This window comes from Bartonella sp. AA86SXKL, from assembly GCF_042196885.1.
This window is the reverse complement of the sequence record NZ_JBHIRE010000007.1, coordinates 1-22,388: the sequence shown is the minus strand read 5'-3', so window position 1 is coordinate 22,388 and position 22,388 is coordinate 1. Positions and strand designations below refer to the sequence as shown.

Annotated in this window: 19 protein-coding genes, 1 tRNA gene and 1 pseudogene; 11 read left to right on the top strand and 10 right to left on the bottom strand. The window is 35.6% G+C overall.

Features of this window, described 5'->3' with window-relative positions; translation table 11 throughout:
• The first annotated feature begins 524 nt into the window (after nt 1–524).
• The gene (locus ACFIO5_RS04600; RefSeq protein ID WP_375611967.1) at nt 525–776 is read left to right on the top strand and encodes a GlsB/YeaQ/YmgE family stress response membrane protein; all 252 of its coding nucleotides are present in this window, start codon (nt 525–527) and stop codon (nt 774–776) included.
• Between the two features lie 1,100 nt (nt 777–1,876).
• Complete coding sequence (gene ubiC, locus ACFIO5_RS04595; RefSeq protein ID WP_375633038.1) at nt 1,877–2,383, top strand: chorismate lyase; 507 nt, start codon at nt 1,877–1,879, stop codon at nt 2,381–2,383.
• 675 nt (nt 2,384–3,058) lie between these two features.
• Here ubiC and ACFIO5_RS04590 read toward each other — a convergent pair.
• The gene (locus ACFIO5_RS04590) at nt 3,059–3,511 is read right to left on the bottom strand and encodes a GatB/YqeY domain-containing protein (protein ID WP_375609255.1); all 453 of its coding nucleotides are present in this window, start codon (nt 3,509–3,511) and stop codon (nt 3,059–3,061) included.
• 259 nt (nt 3,512–3,770) lie between these two features.
• Between ACFIO5_RS04590 and carA the strand changes: the two genes are divergently transcribed.
• The gene (gene carA / locus ACFIO5_RS04585; RefSeq protein ID WP_375633039.1) at nt 3,771–4,967 is read left to right on the top strand and encodes a glutamine-hydrolyzing carbamoyl-phosphate synthase small subunit; all 1,197 of its coding nucleotides are present in this window, start codon (nt 3,771–3,773) and stop codon (nt 4,965–4,967) included.
• A gap of 869 nt (nt 4,968–5,836) precedes the next feature.
• Here carA and ACFIO5_RS04580 read toward each other — a convergent pair.
• On the bottom strand, nt 5,837–7,057 hold the full coding sequence (locus ACFIO5_RS04580) for an MFS transporter (RefSeq protein WP_375618195.1): 1,221 nt from the start codon (nt 7,055–7,057) through the stop codon (nt 5,837–5,839).
• Nucleotides 7,058–7,603: 546 nt separating this feature from the next.
• Between ACFIO5_RS04580 and ACFIO5_RS04575 the strand changes: the two genes are divergently transcribed.
• Nucleotides 7,604–8,443, top strand: coding sequence for a DUF1460 domain-containing protein (locus tag ACFIO5_RS04575; RefSeq protein ID WP_375618194.1), 840 nt, complete (start codon nt 7,604–7,606; stop codon nt 8,441–8,443).
• A gap of 716 nt (nt 8,444–9,159) precedes the next feature.
• Here ACFIO5_RS04575 and ACFIO5_RS04570 read toward each other — a convergent pair.
• On the bottom strand, nt 9,160–10,068 hold the full coding sequence (locus ACFIO5_RS04570; RefSeq protein WP_375618193.1) for a cation diffusion facilitator family transporter: 909 nt from the start codon (nt 10,066–10,068) through the stop codon (nt 9,160–9,162).
• Between the two features lie 762 nt (nt 10,069–10,830).
• Between ACFIO5_RS04570 and ACFIO5_RS04565 the strand changes: the two genes are divergently transcribed.
• Nucleotides 10,831–11,640 (top strand): TrmH family RNA methyltransferase, encoded by an 810-nt coding sequence (locus ACFIO5_RS04565; RefSeq protein WP_375705128.1) that lies wholly within the window; start codon nt 10,831–10,833, stop codon nt 11,638–11,640.
• 275 nt (nt 11,641–11,915) lie between these two features.
• On the opposite strand, the gene mnmA is transcribed toward ACFIO5_RS04565, so the two are convergent.
• Nucleotides 11,916–13,139, bottom strand: coding sequence for a tRNA 2-thiouridine(34) synthase MnmA (gene mnmA, locus ACFIO5_RS04560; protein WP_375683992.1), 1,224 nt, complete (start codon nt 13,137–13,139; stop codon nt 11,916–11,918).
• A 390-nt stretch (nt 13,140–13,529) separates the two neighbouring features.
• Between mnmA and sciP the strand changes: the two genes are divergently transcribed.
• Nucleotides 13,530–13,805, top strand: a complete 276-nt coding sequence (gene sciP / locus ACFIO5_RS04555) for a CtrA inhibitor SciP (protein WP_273758311.1) — start codon at nt 13,530–13,532, stop codon at nt 13,803–13,805.
• A gap of 141 nt (nt 13,806–13,946) precedes the next feature.
• Here the strand turns inward: sciP and ACFIO5_RS04550 are convergent, their stop codons facing one another.
• Nucleotides 13,947–14,333 (bottom strand): flagellar export protein FliJ, encoded by a 387-nt coding sequence (locus ACFIO5_RS04550; protein ID WP_375634637.1) that lies wholly within the window; start codon nt 14,331–14,333, stop codon nt 13,947–13,949.
• Nucleotides 14,334–14,898: 565 nt separating this feature from the next.
• On the opposite strand from ACFIO5_RS04550, the gene ctrA reads away from it, so the two are divergent.
• Nucleotides 14,899–15,600 (top strand): response regulator transcription factor CtrA, encoded by a 702-nt coding sequence (gene ctrA / locus ACFIO5_RS04545; protein ID WP_273790819.1) that lies wholly within the window; start codon nt 14,899–14,901, stop codon nt 15,598–15,600.
• A 224-nt stretch (nt 15,601–15,824) separates the two neighbouring features.
• On the opposite strand, the gene chpT is transcribed toward ctrA, so the two are convergent.
• Nucleotides 15,825–16,463, bottom strand: coding sequence for a histidine phosphotransferase ChpT (gene chpT / locus ACFIO5_RS04540; protein WP_375632317.1), 639 nt, complete (start codon nt 16,461–16,463; stop codon nt 15,825–15,827).
• 214 nt (nt 16,464–16,677) lie between these two features.
• On the opposite strand from chpT, the gene ACFIO5_RS04535 reads away from it, so the two are divergent.
• The 3 genes from ACFIO5_RS04535 (at nt 16,678) to ACFIO5_RS04525 (ending at nt 17,944) form a co-directional block, all read left to right on the top strand.
• A complete protein-coding gene (locus tag ACFIO5_RS04535; RefSeq protein WP_375633046.1) occupies nt 16,678–17,274 on the top strand; it encodes a DUF1134 domain-containing protein in 597 nt (198 codons plus the stop codon).
• 153 nt (nt 17,275–17,427) lie between these two features.
• Nucleotides 17,428–17,688, top strand: coding sequence for a hypothetical protein (locus tag ACFIO5_RS04530; protein ID WP_375705127.1), 261 nt, complete (start codon nt 17,428–17,430; stop codon nt 17,686–17,688).
• Complete coding sequence (locus ACFIO5_RS04525) at nt 17,678–17,944, top strand: hypothetical protein (protein ID WP_375611955.1); 267 nt, start codon at nt 17,678–17,680, stop codon at nt 17,942–17,944. The genes ACFIO5_RS04530 and ACFIO5_RS04525 overlap by 11 nt, the downstream gene beginning before the upstream one ends.
• A 324-nt stretch (nt 17,945–18,268) precedes the next feature.
• Here ACFIO5_RS04525 and ACFIO5_RS04520 read toward each other — a convergent pair whose 3' ends face one another.
• The gene (locus ACFIO5_RS04520; protein WP_375705126.1) at nt 18,269–19,387 is read right to left on the bottom strand and encodes a DegT/DnrJ/EryC1/StrS family aminotransferase; all 1,119 of its coding nucleotides are present in this window, start codon (nt 19,385–19,387) and stop codon (nt 18,269–18,271) included.
• A 49-nt stretch (nt 19,388–19,436) separates the two neighbouring features.
• Nucleotides 19,437–20,393, bottom strand: coding sequence for a Gfo/Idh/MocA family protein (locus ACFIO5_RS04515; protein ID WP_375633056.1), 957 nt, complete (start codon nt 20,391–20,393; stop codon nt 19,437–19,439).
• Between the two features lie 164 nt (nt 20,394–20,557).
• Between ACFIO5_RS04515 and ACFIO5_RS04510 the strand changes: the two genes are divergently transcribed.
• Nucleotides 20,558–20,634, top strand: a tRNA-Met gene (locus ACFIO5_RS04510).
• Between the two features lie 202 nt (nt 20,635–20,836).
• On the opposite strand, the gene ACFIO5_RS04505 is transcribed toward ACFIO5_RS04510, so the two are convergent.
• Nucleotides 20,837–22,297, bottom strand: a complete 1,461-nt coding sequence (locus ACFIO5_RS04505; RefSeq protein WP_375705125.1) for a replicative DNA helicase — start codon at nt 22,295–22,297, stop codon at nt 20,837–20,839.
• Nucleotides 22,254–22,388: pseudogene (locus tag ACFIO5_RS04500) on the bottom strand (late control protein); the annotation flags it as partial. The pseudogene ACFIO5_RS04500 and the gene ACFIO5_RS04505, both read right to left, overlap by 44 nt.

Sequence of the window (22,388 nt, the reverse complement as noted above, 5' to 3'; positions counted from 1 at the left end):
ACAGTAGCAGCGAAACAGAAATACTCTATAAGGAATACAAAACCCCACAAAAATGCAACGTTTATATCAAGATTGGTAGAGGTTCAACCTATACAGCCATGCTATAACGTGTCAACGAAACAGTTTTCATTTCAAACATCATTGATATCAATTGGCAAGCTCCAAACTTTTAAATATCCATTTTACTTATTACTTTAATCACAATTGTTTTTTTAATTTAAGAGAGAGCTTAAAAAGCTTATAAATACACTTTATGAGTTCTTAGAACATTTCTACTAATATTTTCTTCTTTTATTCAATATTTATCAATTAATTTATTTATTTATAAATTAAAATGTATTATATAATTTATACTTATTAAGTATTATATATAATATAAATGTGAGTATTATTTTAATATAAAGGAAATTAACAAGTAAAATCTCTAACAGAAATATCCTTTCCACTGGGTAAAAAAGGAATAAACCTTGATTTTTACAAAGTTTACTCTAGTTACAATTTAAATTCAGGCAAAGGAGGGTATCATGGAAAATGCAAACATCGGCTGGATTGCAGCTATTATTATCGGCGGGATTGCCGGTTGGGCTGCACAGTATATTATGAAAAGCCAAACAGGAATATTGTTAAATATTATCTTAGGGATTATTGGCGCTGCGCTAGCAAGCTTTCTTTTTAGTCTTTTAGGTGTAAGTTTTGCTGGTTGGCTTGGCTATCTTATTTCAGGTTTTATAGGAGCCTGTATTCTTATATGGATAGGACAAAAAATTCGATCATAGAGTATTTATTTTTTACACCTTTTGGGATTCAATACAAAACTAGGAAACAACTAGCAGAGTTTGAAATATTCCCCTGTAACTTGTTGTTACCAATTTTGATATGATGGTGAGATGCTTAAGCTGCGATTTTAGGCATACACCATCACCGTATTATAAAACCAAATGCAGTAAAGAACTTTATAACGCACCATTTCATACCTATATAAACTTACGCATAGCAGGAGAGATATGTTGCGTTACTTTAACAAAATACGAATTATTTTTGTACCACGTGCGCAAATCCAGCTTATCTCACTGTAATAACAACCCATAAGGTTACAAAAATCACTAACGATGATTAAAGATTTTACCGTATAATGCTTAACACCTATACACTCTATCAACAATACCCTTTTTACCGAAAAACTCGAAGCGCTTTTTTACATTCTTAAGAAATAAGAAAGAGAAGGTAAGCACAAAATGATAAATAATTTTTCTCTAATATGTGAAATAAAATAGTATATAAAATAAATATGAAATAATATTAATGCAAACTTTATTATAAAATTACTAAATACCCTGTAATATAAAGTAATACTTCACAATTTTAATAATATAATATATTTAAACGTTTTAAAAAGTATATTCATTAATATAAACTTCTTGATTATAAAGAATACGATCTCCTTTACATCTCAATTCAAAAGTTTTGAATATCTCTTCACTTTCTAAAGTATAAAATAAAGTTTTGTTCCTCTTAAAACTTCCTCTTTATATCATCTTGCATAGATGAATTTTTAGCTCTTCTTTATATGCGTTACAAACGAATTTTAAAGTACGAAACATTTTTCCCATTGCTCTCATGCGATAAAGAAATTTCCGTAACGCATTGTGAAAGCGCCTTAAACAAAACATAATACTTTATTTTGCTTTTTTAAATGAAAATAATCCTATAATATATACTTCCTGCATATCTTCTTTTAAAGACCTTTGCTTTCGATTTTCCCTTTGATATCTTCCTGTTAAAATCTTGCTGCTTTTATACTCCTTGTATTACAATAGAGCTATCTATTTAACCCAACATAACATATGGAATAAGACTTTAGCTGTGGAGTAAAACGATGTCTGATCTTGAAGATTCCATCTTACCACCTCTAAAGTGGTTTTCTGATCAAAGTCCTCCAATACCAGAAAACGTTCGCGATTGGCTCATGGAATCGGGCTCAATGACGCTTCGATTAAAGAAATATTGTACCTGCCTCCAAGTTCAACCACAACGCGAATGTTTTATTACGCGAGATAAATTAACAGAAGAAGCAGAGCATCTCCCCGAAAGTGCGCGTTATTGGCTACGTGAAGTCATATTAATGGGAGATAATAAACCTTGGCTCCTTGGACGCACTGTAATTCCACAAGAAACCCTCCTACACAATCAAGCCTTAATGCATTTGGGAACTGTACCTCTAGGACATTATTTATTTAACAATGACAAATTAACCCGCGATTACATTCATATTGGTCAACAAGGTGCACTATGGGCACGCCGTTCCCGTTTGTGGTTAACGGGTAAGCCATTATTGCTAACTGAACTATTTTTAACAGATTCACCACTGTATCCCCACAAATAGAGGTTACTCATTTTATTCTGCATAATTTATAGATTTTATATAGCTTATAAGGGATTTAATCAGAGAAAAGAATTTCAAAATTATCTCAAGAACACATTACAAACAGAGACTTCTTTTCAAAAGATCTTTTTATTTCATAAACTCAACTTAAAAATCTCTTCCCTAGAAAAAACGTTTTAAAGTTTTGATTTTCTTATCATTAAAACCAGCACTTGAATTAAAAAGATACACACCATATTGATAAAACCATCTATATTTAAATTTCTTGCTGAATAATCACCACTCTAAAATACGGAAACTTTTTATCAAAAAAATACTTTGAAACAGCAAAAAAGACAATAATACACTCCCCAAAATTGGAAATCTGTATCAATTACCTTAATCATCCTATTTTAAAATTTTTAACAGTGCTGACAATAGATCTTTTTAAAAAAGTAAAAACTCTATAATACTTTTGTTTTTTAATGGTCTAACAGCTTTGAAAAACAGAAAATATAATACATAAAAGATGTTTCATTGCTCTATGAGAGCCCAAAAAGTTTCGTTGATATCAAAAAGTTATTTTTTTTATAATAGTATGTGTGTACAAATAAATGAAATTTATCAACATTCTACTGACTTACAAAGGCGACGCACAATAAAAAATATTTTCCAATCCCCTTGAATTAACAAGATCTATTGCAATTTCTTACGAAGACTATTGCACACTTTAGAAAAATTCATTTGCCCCGCATACCGTTCCTTAAGCCATGCCATCACCTTACCGATATCGCGTAATTTTTCAGCCTTTGTTTGTGCCAAAGCTTCACAAAGAACCTGTTCTACTTCCATCTCCTTAAGTTGATAGGGAAGAAATTCACGAATAACTTCTATTTCTGCTTGTCCTCTCTCTGCCAATTCCAAACAACCAGACTCTTTATAGGCTCGCATCAATTCTTCACGCTGTTGAAGCATTTTAGTGAAAACAGACTGTATCTGCTGATCATCCACTTCTAGCTTCCCCTCATCATAATAAAGAATATCACGATCCCTAACTGCAGCATTCATTAAACGAAGTGTAGCAAGACGCGCACTATCTTGCGCTTTCAAAGCAGCCCTAAGAGCCCCATCAATCTGGTTACGCAACATAAATTTATCCAATTTTGTTCAAGAAGAAGATGCCTTTTAACCAATCTTTATCCATCTTGCAATGGAGGATAAAAAAAATAATTAAGGACTCGATCTTCGAAAAGCTAAAACAAGACTTTACCTCTTCATGGAATGTACTTATACTGCCTAATTCAAGCAAAACGTTACCAGAATAATATACACAGCATCTGCTAAAGGTATGATTTTTGTGTAAAGTTGATCATTATACCTTTCAGAGAATAAATTGTGGATACATACTATGATACAAGCGACTTCACCCAGCCACCCTTGGAGTATCAAAAAACCTACAGCCCTCTTAGTCTTAGCAGATGGAACCGTTATTGAAGGCAAAGGAGCAGGTGCTACAGGTATCGCTGAAGCTGAAGTGTGTTTTAACACCGCCATCACAGGCTATGAAGAAATCCTCACAGACCCGTCATACACACAACAAATCGTTAATTTTACTTTTCCTCATATAGGAAATGTAGGGGCAAATAGCGAAGATATTGAAGATCTCTCTCCTCTCAATTGTCATGGTGCTGTTGGCGCTATTTTCAAGGCAGATATTACAAATCCTTCAAATTATCGTGCCAATGAAAATCTTCATCAATGGCTTAAAATGCGTAAAATTATTGCACTTTGTGGTATTGATACACGTGCACTCACAATTCTTATTCGTGAAAAAGGTGCACAAAATGCTGTCATTGCACATGATGCTAATGGAAATTTTGATATTCCTTCTTTAAAGAAACGTGCGCAAAAATGGCACGGTCTCGTCAATCTTGACCTTACGAAAGATGTGACATCTCAATCTTCAATGCAATGGGATGAAAAACCATGGAGTTGGAATAAAGGATACGGTACAAACAATGTGCACAATCTTCATATCATTGCAATTGACTACGGTATTAAACGTAATATTCTTCGCCTTATGGCAACACAAAAAGCCCGCATTACTGTTGTGCCTGCCCACACAACTGCAAAAGAAATTCTGGCAATGAACCCTGATGGCGTTTTTCTTTCTAATGGACCAGGAGACCCCGCAGCTACGGCTCAATATGCCATTCCAACAATCAAAACATTAATTGATCATAATTTACCAATTTTTGGAATATGTCTTGGTCATCAACTTCTCGCTCTTACGGTTGGTGCAATGACCGTGAAAATGCACCAAGGACATCATGGTGCCAACCACCCAGTTAAAGACCTTAACACTGGAAAAGTTGAGATTGTATCGATGAATCACGGTTTTGCCGTAGATTCTTCCTCTTTACCACAACATGTTCAAGAAACACATATTTCTCTCTTTGATGGCTCAAACTGTGGTATTCGAATCATTGGAAAACCTGTTTTTTCTGTTCAATATCACCCTGAAGCTTCTCCGGGACCACAAGATAGCCACTACCTCTTTCAGCATTTTAGTGATCTCATTATGAATTATAAAAAAATATCTTAAAATAAAAAGCCTCACCTTTTAACTTCTCTCCTTTAAATTATATCATTTTCCTACGCACAATTATATTATTTTTATACCTACAACTTATTGAATAAATATTCTTATTGATCATTCTAAAACTAAAAAGAGCGCACTGAATAACTTAAATTTTTCTCCCTCCTCTTCTCTTAAGGTCGTATCCATCAAAATCATTGGCTTCTCCCCCCAAGCAAGGTAAGTGTATCGATAAAAACTATTTTTAAAAAGAGTAAAGTGTCTAAACTTCAAATAAGCATTTGATTCACAATACAATTTTAAGCATTCTATTGTGCATGAGAAGCATAATCCCTCCTAAAGAATAAAAAAATTAAAGTGTGAGACAATGCAACAAATCTCTACTTTTTAAAAGATATTGCCGTAGATGGTTTTGAAAACTGTAAAGTCGAATAAAAAAGTAATCGCAAAACAGAAAACATCTTTTCAATTTTACAACTTTATATTCTTCCAAAATGAGGTTTTCTTTTGATTCCAGAAGTTATGCCAACAAATATAAGCAATATTTTACTTCCAATTTTCCATATAAAATTTGGAATTGTTCATACAATACTGATAAATCTAACTCAGATACGTTTTAATCTTTGTTTTCAATATGCTGCTGCATTAGCATTGGATATTAATTTGCAAGCAATAGAAAAAATACGGACTCCCCTATACAAACAATATCACAAAATAAAAAAATTATTTTCACTAAATGAGAAGGATATATCGATATTCTATACAACACTTTGTGAAATAAATATCACAAAAAACTTTCTGCCTATAAAATGATACATTTTGTTTATCTTGTGCATTCTCTAGCAAAATAGTACGTACCAGCCCCTCTCAATAAATTAACGTACCCGCAAGACAAAAATAACTGTCGCAACAACAAGAAGAAAAAAGCCTCCAACAAAAGGAGCACCAGAAAAATAAAACAGTGCATTTTTATCTGTAAAACATTCAAAAAGAAACACATAAAAAACAGAACCAAATGTTAAACTCAACGAAATAACAGATGTCATCGCTCCTTGCAGTTCTCCTTGTACATTTGTCGGTACCTGCGCTGAAGCAATAGCACGTATAGGTGCATGAACAAGATACTCAAGCATAGTACACACACAAACCATATATACCATCCACCCCTGCGTCGCGAATGTATAGCCCAGCATAGCAACAGAGGCAAACAAAAGCCCCACTATAACAATATGCCAATCACTCCATCGTTTAGAAAAATAAGGCAAAATGAGAGCGACTACAATAAATTGGCCTATCCCAAAAACACTATAGGAGAGTCCAATAGAAAAAGAACTCCAATCATAGCGTTCTTTTGCAATGAAAGCCCAAATGCTTAACCATACAGATTCCGCAAACCAATAAAGAAAAAAGACCAATAACACCCAAAGAACCATCGGGTATTGTTTCAGATGCCAAAAAGCACCTAAGGGATTTGCCCGCTTAATATCAAAAAAGCGCCTATTCCATAAAGAAAGGGTTTCTGGAAGCATAACCCAAGAAAAAATAAAATTAATGAGAGAAAAACCAGCAGCAAAATAAAACGGAATACGCGGACCAAACTGACCTAAAAAACCACCAATAAACGATCCTAAAATAAACCCCAATGCGGATGCAATGCCTAACAAACCAAAATTGCGTGTACGGGTTTTATCATCGGATATATCCGCAAGATAAGCTGTACAAGTTGCAAAACTAGCGCCACTTATCCCTGACAAAAGACGTCCGATAAATAACATAGAATAGCTCCATGCTATAGCACATATGAGATTATCAAGAGCAAAGCAGATAATAGAGAGAAGCAAAATAGGACGACGACCATAACGATCAGAGAGATTGCCAATAACAGGAGCAAACAAAAACTGCATCACTGAATAAGCTGCAAGTAATTTTCCTCTTTCTACAAAAGATGTACTGACCTCTTTTCCAGTTAATTGAGAAAAATATTCAGGCAAAACAGGACAAATGATCGCAATACAAAGAATATCTAACAATAAAGTGATGAACACTAAAATGAGCCCACGCTGAACAAATTTCGGATTGAGCATTTGGTCTTGCATAACATACACACTATTTTACGCATACAATGACTCCCCCGCTCTCTTTTAACTCCCGTTTCCTTTTAAAAGTATTCTATAACCTATACTTTTCACATACAAAATAATAACAAATTAAAAATTACAAAAAGAGTCAAGATAAAAATATAAAATTATTTTTACTTGATATATAATTATCAAATTATAAAAAATATATTTTATATTAAATGAAAAAATACTTATGAGAATAAATCATTAACAATTCCTCGTAAGACATAGAATATCAAAATAATTTTATAGATATTATGATTAATTTTATAATACATTATTACCACTTATCATACTGCTAATTTTTAAAACATCAACTCTATTAGATAAATCAATAACATATAATAATTTAAATATTTAATAATCATCATAAAAATATATTAATACTGTAAAAACTGATTATATTTATTGAATCAATCAATATTATATGTTATTATTACATTCAAATCTAATAAGCATGAGAAAACAGTTCTTTTAGTACGTGTTGTTCGTGAACTGTTAAATTTAAAAATGGTGTATAAAATGCAAAAAATATCCCTATTAATTCTCACTTTAATGTTAGTGATAGGACGTGATGTCCAAAATTCTTATTCACAAGAGGGGGGGATAGAAAATAAAATAGAAACACAACAAACAACCAGCGTAGAGCTAGATCCCTATACTTTAAATAAATTAAATGCTCTTCTCAAAAAACGTTCAGAAATAAATGATCACGAAAAAGGAGCCATGATTGACTTTCTTTCTGAAGCTTTTTTAGGAACACCTTACAAAGCTAATATGTTACATGGCTCAGAAAATACACCAGAAAAACTGATTATTGATTTTAGAAGCTTAGATAACTTCACTTGTATGGATTATGTTGAAGCATTGCGCAAATCAACATCCCAAACAGAATTCATAAATAACGTCATAAAAACGCGTTATATTAACGGTAATGTTGATTTTTTAAATCGGAAACATTTTTTTACGGATTGGGCTTATAGAGAATATAAACTCGCCACTGATATTACCGCTGAAATAAGTCCCCATGCGGTAAAAATAGAAAAATATCTAAACAAAAAAGCTGATGGTGAAAGCTATCTTCCTGGACTTCCAGTTGTGAAACGCACAATAACGTATATTCCAAGTAACTTTATTAATGAAGAGGTTATAAGCCGTTTAAAATCAGGGGATTTCATTGGCATTTATGCAAAACTTGCTGGATTGGATGTAACACATGTGAGTTTCTTTATCATGACAGATAAAGGGCCGATGTTACGACATGCTCCTTCACACAAAGAAAATGAAAAAGTCGTCGATACCCCTTTTATGGATTATGTTGCAAAAACACCAGGAATCGTCGTTTTAAGAGCCCTTGAATAACATCATAGCGATATGAAATAGCTTTTCTATTCTTAATAGATATACTGAAGCTATTCAGATAAACGTCTAACTTTGTATAATCTACACGGATAAAATCATATTTGAAGAATGGCGGTTATAATTACCTTTACTGACTGAAAGCTGAAGGCAAGCAAAACTCTGTTATTTCTTGTATCATACTTTCTTTTCATATGCTCGAGCTAAGAATTATCTATAGACCACCGCCATTCTAATCTTTATGAATATAAAAAATATTTTTTGCAAGCATAAGTAAAATAAGGTATGTTATGATTATTGTCTCACAAAGTATTTTATATAAAATTTATAATTAAGCTCTATTTCCTCTCGCTCTCAAAAACAAGAGATCTATTCTTGACAGCCCCGTAAACAATACATCTTCTTAAGCCAATTTCAGCGGATAACCATTTCATGTAATTCAATTAAATGCCACCAGCAAGCCTTACTTCTCGGCATTGACCGCGCACTCAAAAAATGCTTAAGAGATCAAATTTTATAGGTCTTATCTCACCACACCTTAAATGACAGTGTACGATAACAGAATAAATCTTGCCTTAAGAGACTTTGTTTAATCTTCCCCTTTATTGATGCAAAAATACAATCAACAAAAGAGCATCATCGTATTTTCAAGAGATATGAGTTGCCACACCGTAAAAAATTAATGTTCGTAACATGACAACCCAATTGAAAAAATCTTTTTATATAAAAGGGATCACCGTTGTACCAGGAGGCAATTTTGCCTCATCTTCAGGCTCGACATGAATAGAAATACGCACATTATCAAATTCTTTTTGAAGAACAGCTTCGATTTTATCACAAATTTTATGTGCTTCTCCTACCTGCATTATAGCAGGCACAACCAAATGAAACTCTATAAAAGTAACCCTCCCAGCAACACGCGTCCGCAAATCATGGACCTCAAGCGCACCCGATGCATTTGCAGAAATCAGCTCCCGAATCCGCATGCTTTCATTCAATTCAACGCCAACATCCATTAATCCCTGAACAGCATTTCTAATCACCTTCCAGCCCTGTAAGAGAATATTAACAGCAACGATTATCGCTAAAATTGGATCTAAAGCTCCCCATCCTCCGACAAAACCAGCAATCAAACCAATTAAAATTGCAAGAGACGTAAAAACATCAGTTATAAAATGTACTCCATCAGCTTTAAGAGCCGGTGAGCGATGGAGTTTTCCCTGCCCAATAAGAACCATTCCCCACATACAGTTTATGACAGTTGCAATAAGATGAATAGCAAGCCATATTCCAGGTTTCTGCAACAATTTAACGGTAGAAAGAGCTATCCATGCTTCTCTTAAAATAACAATTGCCGCAATAATAATGAGTACCCCTTCAAGAATTGCGGAAAAATATTCCGCTTTATGATGCCCAAAGGGATGATCATGATCTGCTGGCTTCATACTCACTTTAACAGCCCACCATGCTGCCAATGATGCAAGGATATTAACGATTGATTCCAATGCATCAGAATAAAGTGCAACCGAACCTGTGATGTGATATGCCCAATATTTCAAAGCAAAAACAATACACGCAATAAAAATAGAGTATAAAGTTAAGCTTTGTATATTGATTTTTACATCCATGAACCTCATCCTTTTCTTCACGAAATAGGGAATTAATATTTTCAACCATATCATTATACTTTTGGCATAACGACGATCTTTCCTCAATATTACAGAAGCTTCATCATACAATAAACGCTTCAGCTCACCATTATTATCGTAAAAACTGCTCAGTTACACGAACAGCACCAATAAATAAAGAAGAGAAAAATAATAGAAAGAAGAGCTTTCCCAAGAGCAATCAAACACATAACCTTCATTATTAATCGTTTTCTGAATAACTTAAAGCCATCTCACTTCTCATAAACGAAAAACTTGTTTTTGCTCAAATCTATCATAATCATGCATTTTTTTAGTCTTATGATGTGCATTATAACCCATCTATAATCCATCTTTGCACCTTAGAAAAAATATCTTAGCACTCTACTGTAACCTTACAGGTCAACTGGATTTTAAAATATGATTTACTAAAAAATTTAGATATAAAAAGAAGAACAATGATTACCCTCAAAAAAAGAATCTGGGCATTGGGGACCCAGATTCTTTTCCCTTAGAAATTAAGGGCATACAGAACTTGGGAAATAGCGGGGACCCAAGATACTGCACCCGATACGAGAAAAATATATGATTCCGTATCAGTATTTTTACATTATACCTATGGTTGCATATTGTCAACATAAATTCTACCATAAGTTTTAAAAAAGTATTTTTTTATCTCTTCTTTTAAAATAAAACAAATTCTAACATCTGGAAATCATAAGAAAAAAGCACTAAAAATCTCGCATGCATTTGAATATCACAACAATCAATGAAACAGATGATCCACGCCTAAAAGCCTATCATAATATCCGTGAAAAAGATCTTGTTGGACGGCAACATCAATTTATTGCTGAAGGCAAAGTAACATTGTCCGCATTACTGCACTCAAAAGAGTTTTCTGCCATCTCACTGCTTATCGTAGCAAACCGTCTCTCTGGACTTCTACCGCTTTTAGAAAAAACACAGCCCCTATGTCCCATTTATTGCGTTCCACAAAAAATTATGGATAATATCGCCGGCTTCCATGTTCATCGTGGTATTCTGGGTATTGGTAAACGCAAAATACTGCCATCTTTACAAAGTTTTTTACAACATCTTCCAGAAAAAGCTTTGATTCTTGTTTTATGTGGTATCTCGAATCACGATAATATGGGATCAATTTTTCGTAATGCAGCAGCCTTTGCCAGTAATGGCATTATTGTCGACAAAACCTCATGCGATCCACTTTATCGCAAATCAATAAGAGTTTCTGCCGGTGCTGCTTTAAAAGTACCCTATACGCAAAACGCTGATATAGATGACATTATAGCTGCTCTAAACGATGAAAACTTTCATCTTTATGCACTCTCCCCTTCTGCCTCACACACTCTCAAACAAGCCAACAAAACCAAAAGAATGGCACTTATTTTTGGAACAGAAGGCGATGGCTTACCACCCCATATACTACAACAATCAAACACCTTACGTATTCCCATGACTGACGGTTTTGACAGCCTTAATGTTGCCACAGCCTCAGGTATTGCACTTGCTCATTTTATCAACTTTGACCACTAAAGATGATAACACTTCAAGTTATAGAACATACCTAATGTTGTGTGTTATCTACCAGTCTCCAATAATATTGCCGTTCCCTAGCCTTTGAAAGCATTGATAAAAAACATTTTTACATTTTTTTCATCACTTTCCACACCCTAACCCCACTTATGACGTGCAGAAGATATAATGTTGATGGATTCAATCATAAAACAAACTTTCAATGAGAAAATCTTCCGGAAGTCTCTCATTCAAGTTTAAGGTTAAAAGATATCATTAAATCAATTTACTATGCTTTATAAAGCTGTTGTTTTTAGTTCTGAGGAAACAGAATCTTTTGTTTCGAGATTGCATAAAACGCGCTTCAACATCATTTCAGTATCGGCTGCACGTTCTGAATGTGTTACAAATCCTCCCCCAAGAATACGCGCCTCATGACCATTTCCATCATAAAGAACGCAAGCTTGCCCTGGTGCCACACCATTTTCACATTCCAATAAATCAACGGAAAAAATACCTTCTTTATAATGTAAGCGCGCAAGATGAGGAGGACGCGTTGAACGCACCTTTACAGCCACCTCAATACCTTGAGAAGGGAAATTATCTAACGACTCATCACCAAGCCAATTCACATCACGTAAAAAAAGCTTATGCGTTTCTAACATTTCACGCGGTCCAACAATAACACGTGCATTTTCCACATCGAGATAAACCACATAAAGCGCTTCACCCGTTGACACCCCAATACCACGACGTTGACCAACCGTATAATTAACAATTCCCGAATGTTCACCTAAAATCTTTCCATCAATATGGACAATAACGCCAGGATTAGCTGCTTCTGGACGCAGTTTTGCGATAACATCTGAATATTTTCCTTGTGGAACAAAACAAATATCCTGACTATCATGCTTATTGGCAACCACAAAGCCCATTTCTGCTGCCATTTCACGAACGCGGGCTTTTGGAAGGTTACCAAGTGGAAAACGCAAATAATCAATCTGTTCTTGTGTCGTTGCAAAGAGAAAATAACTCTGATCACGATCATTATCGAGAGGACGAAAGAGTGCTCGATGCGCTCCGTGGGAACGCGAACGAATATAATGTCCCGTAGCCAAAGCATCTGCCCCCAATTCGCGTGCCGTTGCTAATAAATCAGCAAACTTAACCGTTTGATTACATGCAATACATGGTACTGGGGTCTCTCCATGAGCATAACTTTCTGCAAAAGGATCAATAACAGCTTCGCGAAAGCGCTTTTCATAATCAAGAACATAATGCGGTATTCCTAGTGTTTCTGCAACGCGGCGTGCATCCTCAATATCTTGTCCTGCACAACACGCCCCCACCCGATGCGTTGCTTCCCCATGATCATAAAGCTGCAACGTAATGCCAATAACATTATACCCTTCCTTTTTCAAAAGACCTGCAACAACCGATGAATCAACCCCCCCCGACATTGCAACAACAATGCGAGAATCCTCAGGTTGCCCTGGTAAATCAAGACTGTTTAAAAACATGTATTCATTCTCTATTTAATGCTCTGTTTAATGGCTACCCATATGTTGACATTCTGATGCACGCTCTTTAGCACTTTTACACGATTGATTGTCTTTATATTATTTTTTTATCCTTTCCACAACCATAGGCATTACTTTCTTAAGAGCTGCTGCAAACAAAAAAAGAATGATGGAAATAAGGCATAATGGTAATCGTTTAGGAGAAATCCTTTTTTCTCTTTTGAAAAATCCAGTAAAATATTGCAAGAATCTCTTCTACACACTTCAACTTGAGCTTCTTTTTACAGACCCAATCACTTTATTAATTTTTTCTTTCAGCGCTTTTAGCTCTTTTTTAAATTTCATGCTCTATAAACGAATCAAGTCCTTGACTAAAGGTAGAGGATACGAATGACCAACTTGATAAAAACACAAATGAAATATGTTATTGGGCCAGATGGAAGTCCGCTTACAATTGCCGACCTACCGCCGCAAACAACACGGCGCTGGGTGATTCGTCGCAAAGCTGAAGTTGTTGCGGCTGTCAGAGGTGGATTGTTAAGTCTTGACGAAGCGTGCCACCGTTATACTTTGACTGTAGAAGAATTTCTTTCATGGCAAAGTTTAATCGATGAACACGGTTTAGCGGGATTACGAACGACCAAGATTCAACACTACAGGCATTAAGTTGCCATTGATTAATAAAACATAAAGCAATCTATAAAACAGCCAAACTTGATAAAAGTTTGGCTGTTTTATACTATACCCAAAAGATAAACCTGAAAGAATGGATTTTTCAATAATTGCTTTTATCATCCAGCCATTAAATTAGCCAACCATTGAATTAGATTGAATCAAAATATCCTTATCATCCGCAGCAATCTTCTTTTCTCGTGCTTCCAAAAGCTGTGCACGTTGCAGCTCTGTATTAGCTTCATGGAGAGCAATTTCAGCATTTGTTTTTTGAAGTTCTAAATCACGAATTGAATTGATCAGATTATCACGTCTTTGCCGCGCTGCACGCGCAAAAGCAGAATAAGCAAAATGGTGAACATCATTGTTTCCAGATTTACGTTCTTCATGAGTAATCTGTGCTTCCAACTCTAACACCATTCGTTCAAATTCTGCGATCATCATCTCAAGCTGTGTAATTTCACGGCGCTTTCCACGCACTTGAAACATCCTTAATCGCACCATATTTTCTCGTGGCTTCATACTCACTACTCCTTGATTGCGCCAACTCAAAACTCGCATTCACACCCAATAAATATCTTTTAGTTATATATCTATCCGACAAAAACAGTCTATTAACTTGAAATTATAATAATTTTTGCCTTTCATTAAAGCATCTGAAAATACAATCTGCTTTAATAGAGCAATAACTATTTCTTTAACTTTTCCCCCATTATAAACTGAAGAGGTTTAAAGCTCAGTAAATAAACACTGAAATTGTAAAAAAGTAATTTATAAAGCTCTTTTACAAATTTTTTTTAAGTTAAAGTTTATAGAAAAAGCCCTCCTTTTTTATTATGTTAAAAAATATAGGATTTTTCTAAAATAATTTTGTAGCCTCTTTCAAAAATAAAAATATTTTGTTAACCACTATCATGGATAGTGGGGAATTTAGTAGTGATTGTTACGCGTACTACTGAAATGTTCATAAACGCTTTGTTATAAGTGTTTGATTTAATGAATTGTTTTTATAACAGTGGTTTTGCTAACTGATATAAAATAGAAATGCTCCTTATGATTCGTGAAGGAGCAAAGTGAGGGATCTAAAATGCGCGTATTATTAATTGAAGATGATAGAGCAGTTACTCAAAGCATTGAGTTGATGTTAAAGTCGGCTAACTTTAATGTTTATATCACTGATCTGGGTGAAGAAGGTATCGATTTAGGAAAACTCTATGATTATGATATCATTTTGCTTGATCTGAATTTGCCTGACATGTCAGGGTATGATGTCTTGCGGACTCTAAGGTTGGCAAAAATAAAAACTCCTGTCCTAATCCTTTCTGGTATGAATGCCATTGAAGATAAGGTTCGTGGTTTTGGCTTTGGAGCAGACGACTATATGACGAAGCCTTTTCATAAGGATGAGCTCATTGCACGTATCCATGCAGTTGTTCGTCGTTCAAAAGGACATGCACAATCGGTTATTGTTACCGGAGATCTCACCGTTAACCTTGACACAAAAACTGTCGAAGTTGCAGGGCGCCCTGTTCATTTAACCGGTAAAGAATACCAAATGTTAGAGCTTCTCTCTTTACGCAAAGGCACCACCCTTACCAAGGAAATGTTTCTCAATCATCTCTATGGTGGAATGGATGAACCAGAACTAAAGATTATCGATGTTTTTATCTGTAAATTGCGGAAAAAATTGGAAGCAGTCTCTTCCAGTGTAAATTACATTGATACAGTTTGGGGACGTGGTTATGTATTACGTGATCCAGTTGAAGAGAACGTACGAAAAACCGCTTAAGCAGTGAATATGCACATTGTAAAATCTCGGAGTGTAGCGGGCCGAGATTTTTTCCCCGAGATCTTTTCTCTATTAAAAGTAGAGAACTCGCACACTAAAAATCTCATATAGAAAGCGCTTAAAGCTTAAGAAGTAACCACACCCAATTTACACATATAACCTTATCGCTCATAAGTTCAATCGAAGCCACTTTTCCCAACACAGTTTAAGCGCTTCTCTCTTATTCAAAGCTTTTTTACACTTTCTAAAACAATACAACCATCACTTTCATCAATATTTATTTTCATCTCTGTCATCTGAGCAAGTAACATTGTGTAATAAAATTGGATGACATGTGCATCAATAAGCTCTTCTTGAACTTCTCCACGAAATAACGCAAGAAAATGAGGGGGGATACGGAGAGTTCTACCGAAAACCTCAAATCGAAAAGAACGTTTATTTTCTTCTTGCAAAATCATAACAACAATTTCACCACCACGAGAAACTGTTGCGTTTGCAATCAATAATAAATTAAGCAAAAGTTTAACTTCATCTTTTTCTAACAATAAAGAAGAAGCTTGCCATTTTAAAGTTGCTTTTTCTTCTTTCATATATTGTTGAGCAACCTGCTCTGCAGTCCGTGTATCTATTTGTCCTCCGCTTGCACCAGCAAAACCAAAAGCCAATCGCGCAAATTGTAGACGTGCAGCAGCACTCGCAACGGATAAACGCACCAATTGTAAAGCATCTTCTTCAGCTCCTCCTTCATCATAAAGCTCCATTGCATTTTGAATAGCCCCCACAGGTGAAATCAAATCATGGCAAATACGACTACAAAGCAAAGCAGCAAGATCCATAGGCTTCAAAGAAATATCTAACGTCATAATGATTGAAAACTCCTAGATTCAAAAAAACAAACTTTATTTTAAAGAAAAACTCTTAACATCTGATGCATAATAGGAAACATTAACAATCATGCTAAAAAATTCAGAAATAAATTCAAGAATTTAAATAACCTTATATCTTATTTTTTATTTGAATAGAATGAAAATTCTAATATTATCTTTTTGTTTATCACTAATAAAAGGAGAAAACTCCATGGCTCTCTCTCTGCTCAAATACTGGTACAAAAATATTATATCTTTAATCTTCCTTTTATTCATCACCATAAACACTACACAAGCTCGACTAAAACCAATAGAGCAAAACGAACCTCATTATTCACTCCAAGAAATTATTGATTCTGGTCATATTTTTTTTGGAAAAACAGCTAGTGGTCTGGCTGTTGCAATTCAAAATATTTTTTCAAAATACGGTTATCCCAATGCCTATATTTTAGGAGAAGAAGCTTCTGGTGCCTTTTTTGCTGGATTAACCTATGGCGAAGGAATAGTTTTTACCAAAAGCTATGGTCAACATAAAGTTTTTTGGCAAGGTCCCTCAGTAGGATGGGATTTTGGCGGCCAAGGCTCCCGTTTAATGATCTTAGTTTACAATCTTAATGGCATAAATAATTTATGGAGACGCTATGGTGGTATTTCAGGTTCGGCCTATTTAATTGCAGGTGTTGGTTTTCATGTCCTAAAATACCATAATACCTTGTTAATCCCAATACGTACAGGAGTCGGCGCACGCCTTGGTATCAATATAGGATATTTAAAATTAACACATAGACCGACATGGAATCCGTTTTAAACGGTTTCTTATTTGAAAAGGGGTATTATGCTTATTCAATCATTTCTTTTTTTTATACTTGGAGTTGCTTTCACTTCCTGGTTACTGGTGCTTTTATCTCCTTTTATTTGGCGTAAAGCCGTTCATTTTGCGTATAAAGATGTTTGTGCGAAAATGCCATTATCACTCGCGGAAATAGAAGCAAATCACGATTTTCTTCGTGCACAACATGCTGTAGAATTAGCAAACAACCAACAAAAGTACGAATTTTTGCAAAAAAAATATGTCCAACAAAAAATACAACTGAGCCAAGTAACAGAACAATTTTATCGGCTATGCCTCCCCACAAAAGATACTCTCACCAAAGAAGCGATAGCAATCAAACAAAATATCGCCACACTATACACTTCCAAAGGAAAGACAAATGATGCGTGAAAAAGTCGCACACTATCAGCAACGCTTACAAAAAATCCAAACTCATGAGCTGGACACGACCGCCAACCACCAATTGCTAGAAGAACTCCGAGAAGAAACAAAAGAACTTGCAGCAACATTGGCAGCTCAAATAGCGCTACAAGAGGGGAATACATCACCCATCAACACATTGATTCAAAAATCCAAAAGCAAAAATGACCTAGCATCACGTATTCGCCAAAAAATAACTTTTCTCTCCAAAAGCCCTGTTAAATAAGTTATCTTTTAAAACACCTTAAATGAAGAGTAAAATCAACAAAGGTTCATTGTAACTTTCATAACCCAAATCCTTTTTACTAAACGTGACTTTTTTGCTAAGCTAAAGGACAAAGTTTCTTAGCCCATACCGTTCTGTTAAAAAATATCTTCTTGTCTAGAAGCTTCACTTTCTAATCATATCACCGCTCTAAAGGACAACATTTCATAGGTCCTAGAAAGGAAATAATACCAAAACATTGGCCACACACTCTAACAAAAAATACCTTCTAAGATGGATCACCAATAAAGCTTTGACCATAATTTTAAGGATAAAAACACGCTCTCAAGAGTGATAAAAATCTCTTATTTTTTTGATAATCATATCCTGATCCGTTTGTGTCAAGTAAGGATGCATTGGTAAACTTAAAACACACTCTCCTAAAGACTCTGAAACAGAAAGGGAATCTTTTACATAAGGGAAGTGTTTATAAGCTGGCTGTTGATGTAAAGGAGTTTTATAATAAATCATTGTAGGGATAGAATTTTTTTGTAAAAAATCTTTTAATTTATCCCGTTCTTTTACCTTAATCGTATATTGTGCATAAGCAGAACGAATATTTTCTCCTATTTCTGGAACTGTAACAATATCTCTTAAGCCATTGGAATAGCGTTGAGCAATTTCTACACGCTTTTCCATTTCATCTTCAAAAATCGCAAACTTTTCTAGTAAAATTGCAGCCTGAATGCTATCTAGGCGCGAATTCATACCAATACGTACATTGTCATATTGCGTTTCACCTTTACCATGAAACAAAATAGAGCGTAAAAGTTCTGCAAAATGATCATCATTGGTCATCATAGCGCCTCCATCACCATAACATCCTAATGGTTTTGCAGGATAAAAACTTGTAGCAGCCACATCACCAAAAGCACCACACATAGTATTATCGCTTCTCCCCCCCATAGATTGAGCAGCATCTTCAATTACAAAAAGATTTTCCTTTGCAGCCACTTGAGCAATTTGCACATAGTCAGCAGAAAGCCCAAATAAATCAACGGCAATAATAGCTTTTGGCTTTAGACGTCCCTCTTTTTTTACCATTTCGATAGCGTGAGAAAGTTTTTCAACATCAATATTGAATGTATCAGGTAAAACATCAACAAAAACAGGTTTAGCCCCCACCAAAGCAACCACTTCAGCCGTTGCTGAAAATGTAAAACTAGGACAAAAAACAGCATCCCCTGGACCAATATTTTTAGCCATAAGAGGCATCTTCAAAGCATCTGTTCCATTAGCACATGCAATCACATGTTTAACGCCAAGATATTCTGCCAATTTCTCTTCAAATTCTGTTACTTTTGGCCCCAAAATATACTTACCACTAGCGACTACATGCGCAATTGCAAAATTAATTTTATCTTCAATACGCGCACGCTGCGCCCCAAGGTCGATGAATTGCATATTAACTCCATTGATCATCACAAGAATGCAAAAGCGCTACCTATCTCTTTTATCTATCATAATTGACATCAGCAGCTGTTAAAATCCGTAAAACCGCAATAGCATCATCACCATTTGTACGAGGTGATTGACGCGTTTCAATACAATGAAGGAAATGCCGTAATTCGCAAGTAAGCGGCAAATCTTCACAAACATCAATGTAATTCAGCTCATCCATGCTAAAAGCCCACTCTTGATTTTCTTTCCAAACGGCAAAATAGTGCATTGCCAATTTACGACTCCACGGTTCCATATCATCAAAAACGAGTATAGCCTTTGTTCCAACAACAATTAAACGCCTCTCACGATAAGAACTCAAGCGTGAAGTAAAAAGATGACTACGCACGCCATTTGGAAAAATCATATGAATATGAGAAAAATCAGAAATCTGATCAACGACAGCAGCCCCCTCACCGCGAATTTCGGAAGGTTCACATCCTGTCAACGCCAAAATCATTGAGAGATCATGAGGGGCAAGATCCCATAAAGCATCACTGTGTGTGTGAAATTTTCCAAAGCCTAATCTATGAGAATAAATATATCGCACATCTCCCACATCTCCGTTTTTCACCAATTCACACATTTTTTCAAAAGCTGGATGAAAACGCAAAATATGGCCCACCATAAAAACTCGCTCATAGGCCTCAGCCTCCTGAACTTGGCGTTTAGCATCAGAAACATTCAAGGCTATTGGTTTTTCCACCAAAACATCTTTACCATTTTTAACAGCACGGAGCACATTTTGCGTATGCAATTGTGGCGGCAACGCTAATACCAGCGCATCAATATCTCGATGCGTAAAAAGATCATCTGGTGTAACAACCTCTACACCATACAGTGTTGCAAAACTAGCAGCACGATCATTATCAATATCAGAAACTGCTGCTAAAGCCCCGAGAGAGTGGAGTGTCCGTATATGATTTTCACCCCAATGACCGCATCCTAAAACCGCTACACGTGGCACCATTTTCATGCCTTACCTTACTTTATCATATGAAAATTACACTTTTACATATCGAGGATAAAATAGAATGACAAGAGAAAAGCTTAAAAACGATGCTTGACATCTTACTATTCTACCCCTTATATCCGCAAAAGATGTAATTATTGACAATTATGATTGCTTATTTTGGCGGAGTAGCTCAGTAGGTTAGAGCAGAGGAATCATAATCCTTGTGTCGGGGGTTCAAATCCCTCCTCCGCTACCATTACTTGTTTGTTGTAGCTTGTAGCTGTAGCTTGCCTGTAGCTTGTCAGCGGGTGTAGCTTGCCAGCGGGTTTTGTATATTTTGCCACTAGGTTTTGTACCAATTTATTTTTTCTCAAAGAGTTTTTAAGGGGTTCTCAAAGGATCTTCAAAGACCTTATCTAAAGGGTCTTTAAAGCTCTCTTTAACGCATTTTTCTTCTCCTATTTTTCCAAATCACTAAAGCATGTAAAGTCGGGTTGAAAGGCAAGGGGAACGATTCCTGTCGGACCATGGCGTTGTTTTGCTATAATAACCTCGGCTTTACCCTTGGCTTGCTCCATTGCATCTTGCCATTTGTTATACTCAGCAGTGCTTTCTTTGGGTTCTTCATTTTTGAGATAGTATTCTTCACGATAAACAAACAGCACAATGTCGGCATCTTGCTCAATTGAACCAGATTCACGTAAATCGGAGAGTTGTGGACGTTTATCGGTTCGGTTTTCAACTTGACGCGAAAGTTGTGACAGAGCAATGATGGGAATATTGAGTTCTTTTGCAAGTGCTTTTAATCCGGTGGTAATAGCTGTAATTTCTTGAACGCGATTTTCTAATGAACGCTTTGAACCGCTTGTCATGAGTTGAATATAATCAATAATCAAGACATCTAAACCATGTTGTCGTTTAAGACGCCTTGCACGGGCGGATAATTGTGCAAGGGATACACCACCCGTTTGATCAATATAAAGAGGGATTGTTTGTAAAGAACGCATTGCGTAAATGATGTTGGTAAATTGCTCTTCTGAGATATTACCACGGCGCATATCAGAAGAAGAAACCTTTATTTGTTCTGAGATAATACGAGTTGCAAGCTGTTCAGTTGACATTTCAAGTGAGAAGAAACCTACAATACCCCCTTCATTTTCTTGGCTGTTATCACGCTTACAAGCATTGGCAATATTAAAAGCAATATTGGTCGCCAGAGAGGTTTTCCCCATAGCAGGGCGCCCCGCAAGGATAATAAAATCAGATGCTTGTAATCCTCCCATTTTTTCATCAAGGGTTTTGATATGGGTAGCTATCCCAGAAAGCTGTGAGGAACGCTTTTTTGCAGCGCTTGCCATGTTAAGTGCTTTTGCAATGGCTGTATCAAAGTTTTCAAACCCACCCCCATATTTTCCTTTTTCGGCTAACTCAAATAATTGATTTTCAATCGTTTCAATTTGTTGGGAAGGTGTAAGTTCGACAGGCGCATCAAAGGCTGTATTGGCAACTTCATTGCCAAGATTAATCAAAGACCGGCGGATAAAAAGATCGTAAATGACGCGTCCATAATCTTCAGTGTTAATAATAGTGACTGCCTCTGTGGCTAAGCGAACAACATACTGGTATACAGTAATATCTCCAACTTTTTCTTCCATTTGGATATAGGGCTTGATTGTAATGGGGTTTGCAAGATGACCCTTTTGAATAATTTGTAAGACAATCTCAAAGATCTTTTGGTGTAGCGTTTCAAAAAAATGTTCTGCTTTGAGAAAGTCTGAAACGCGATCGAGTGCATTATTATTAATCAGGATTGCTCCAAGCAATGCCTGTTCAGCTTCAATATTATGGGGAAGTTGACGAAAAGAAGAAGCAAAATTATCTCTTGGATTTTCTGTTTTTAGCATGTTCAGTGTTCTCATTGCTTTCTTTTCCCTTGTTTGGTGCCTCGAGTGTGATTTCTGTGGTATAACCGCTTTGTTTTTCATAGCGGTGGGTGACGGTTGCAGCTTT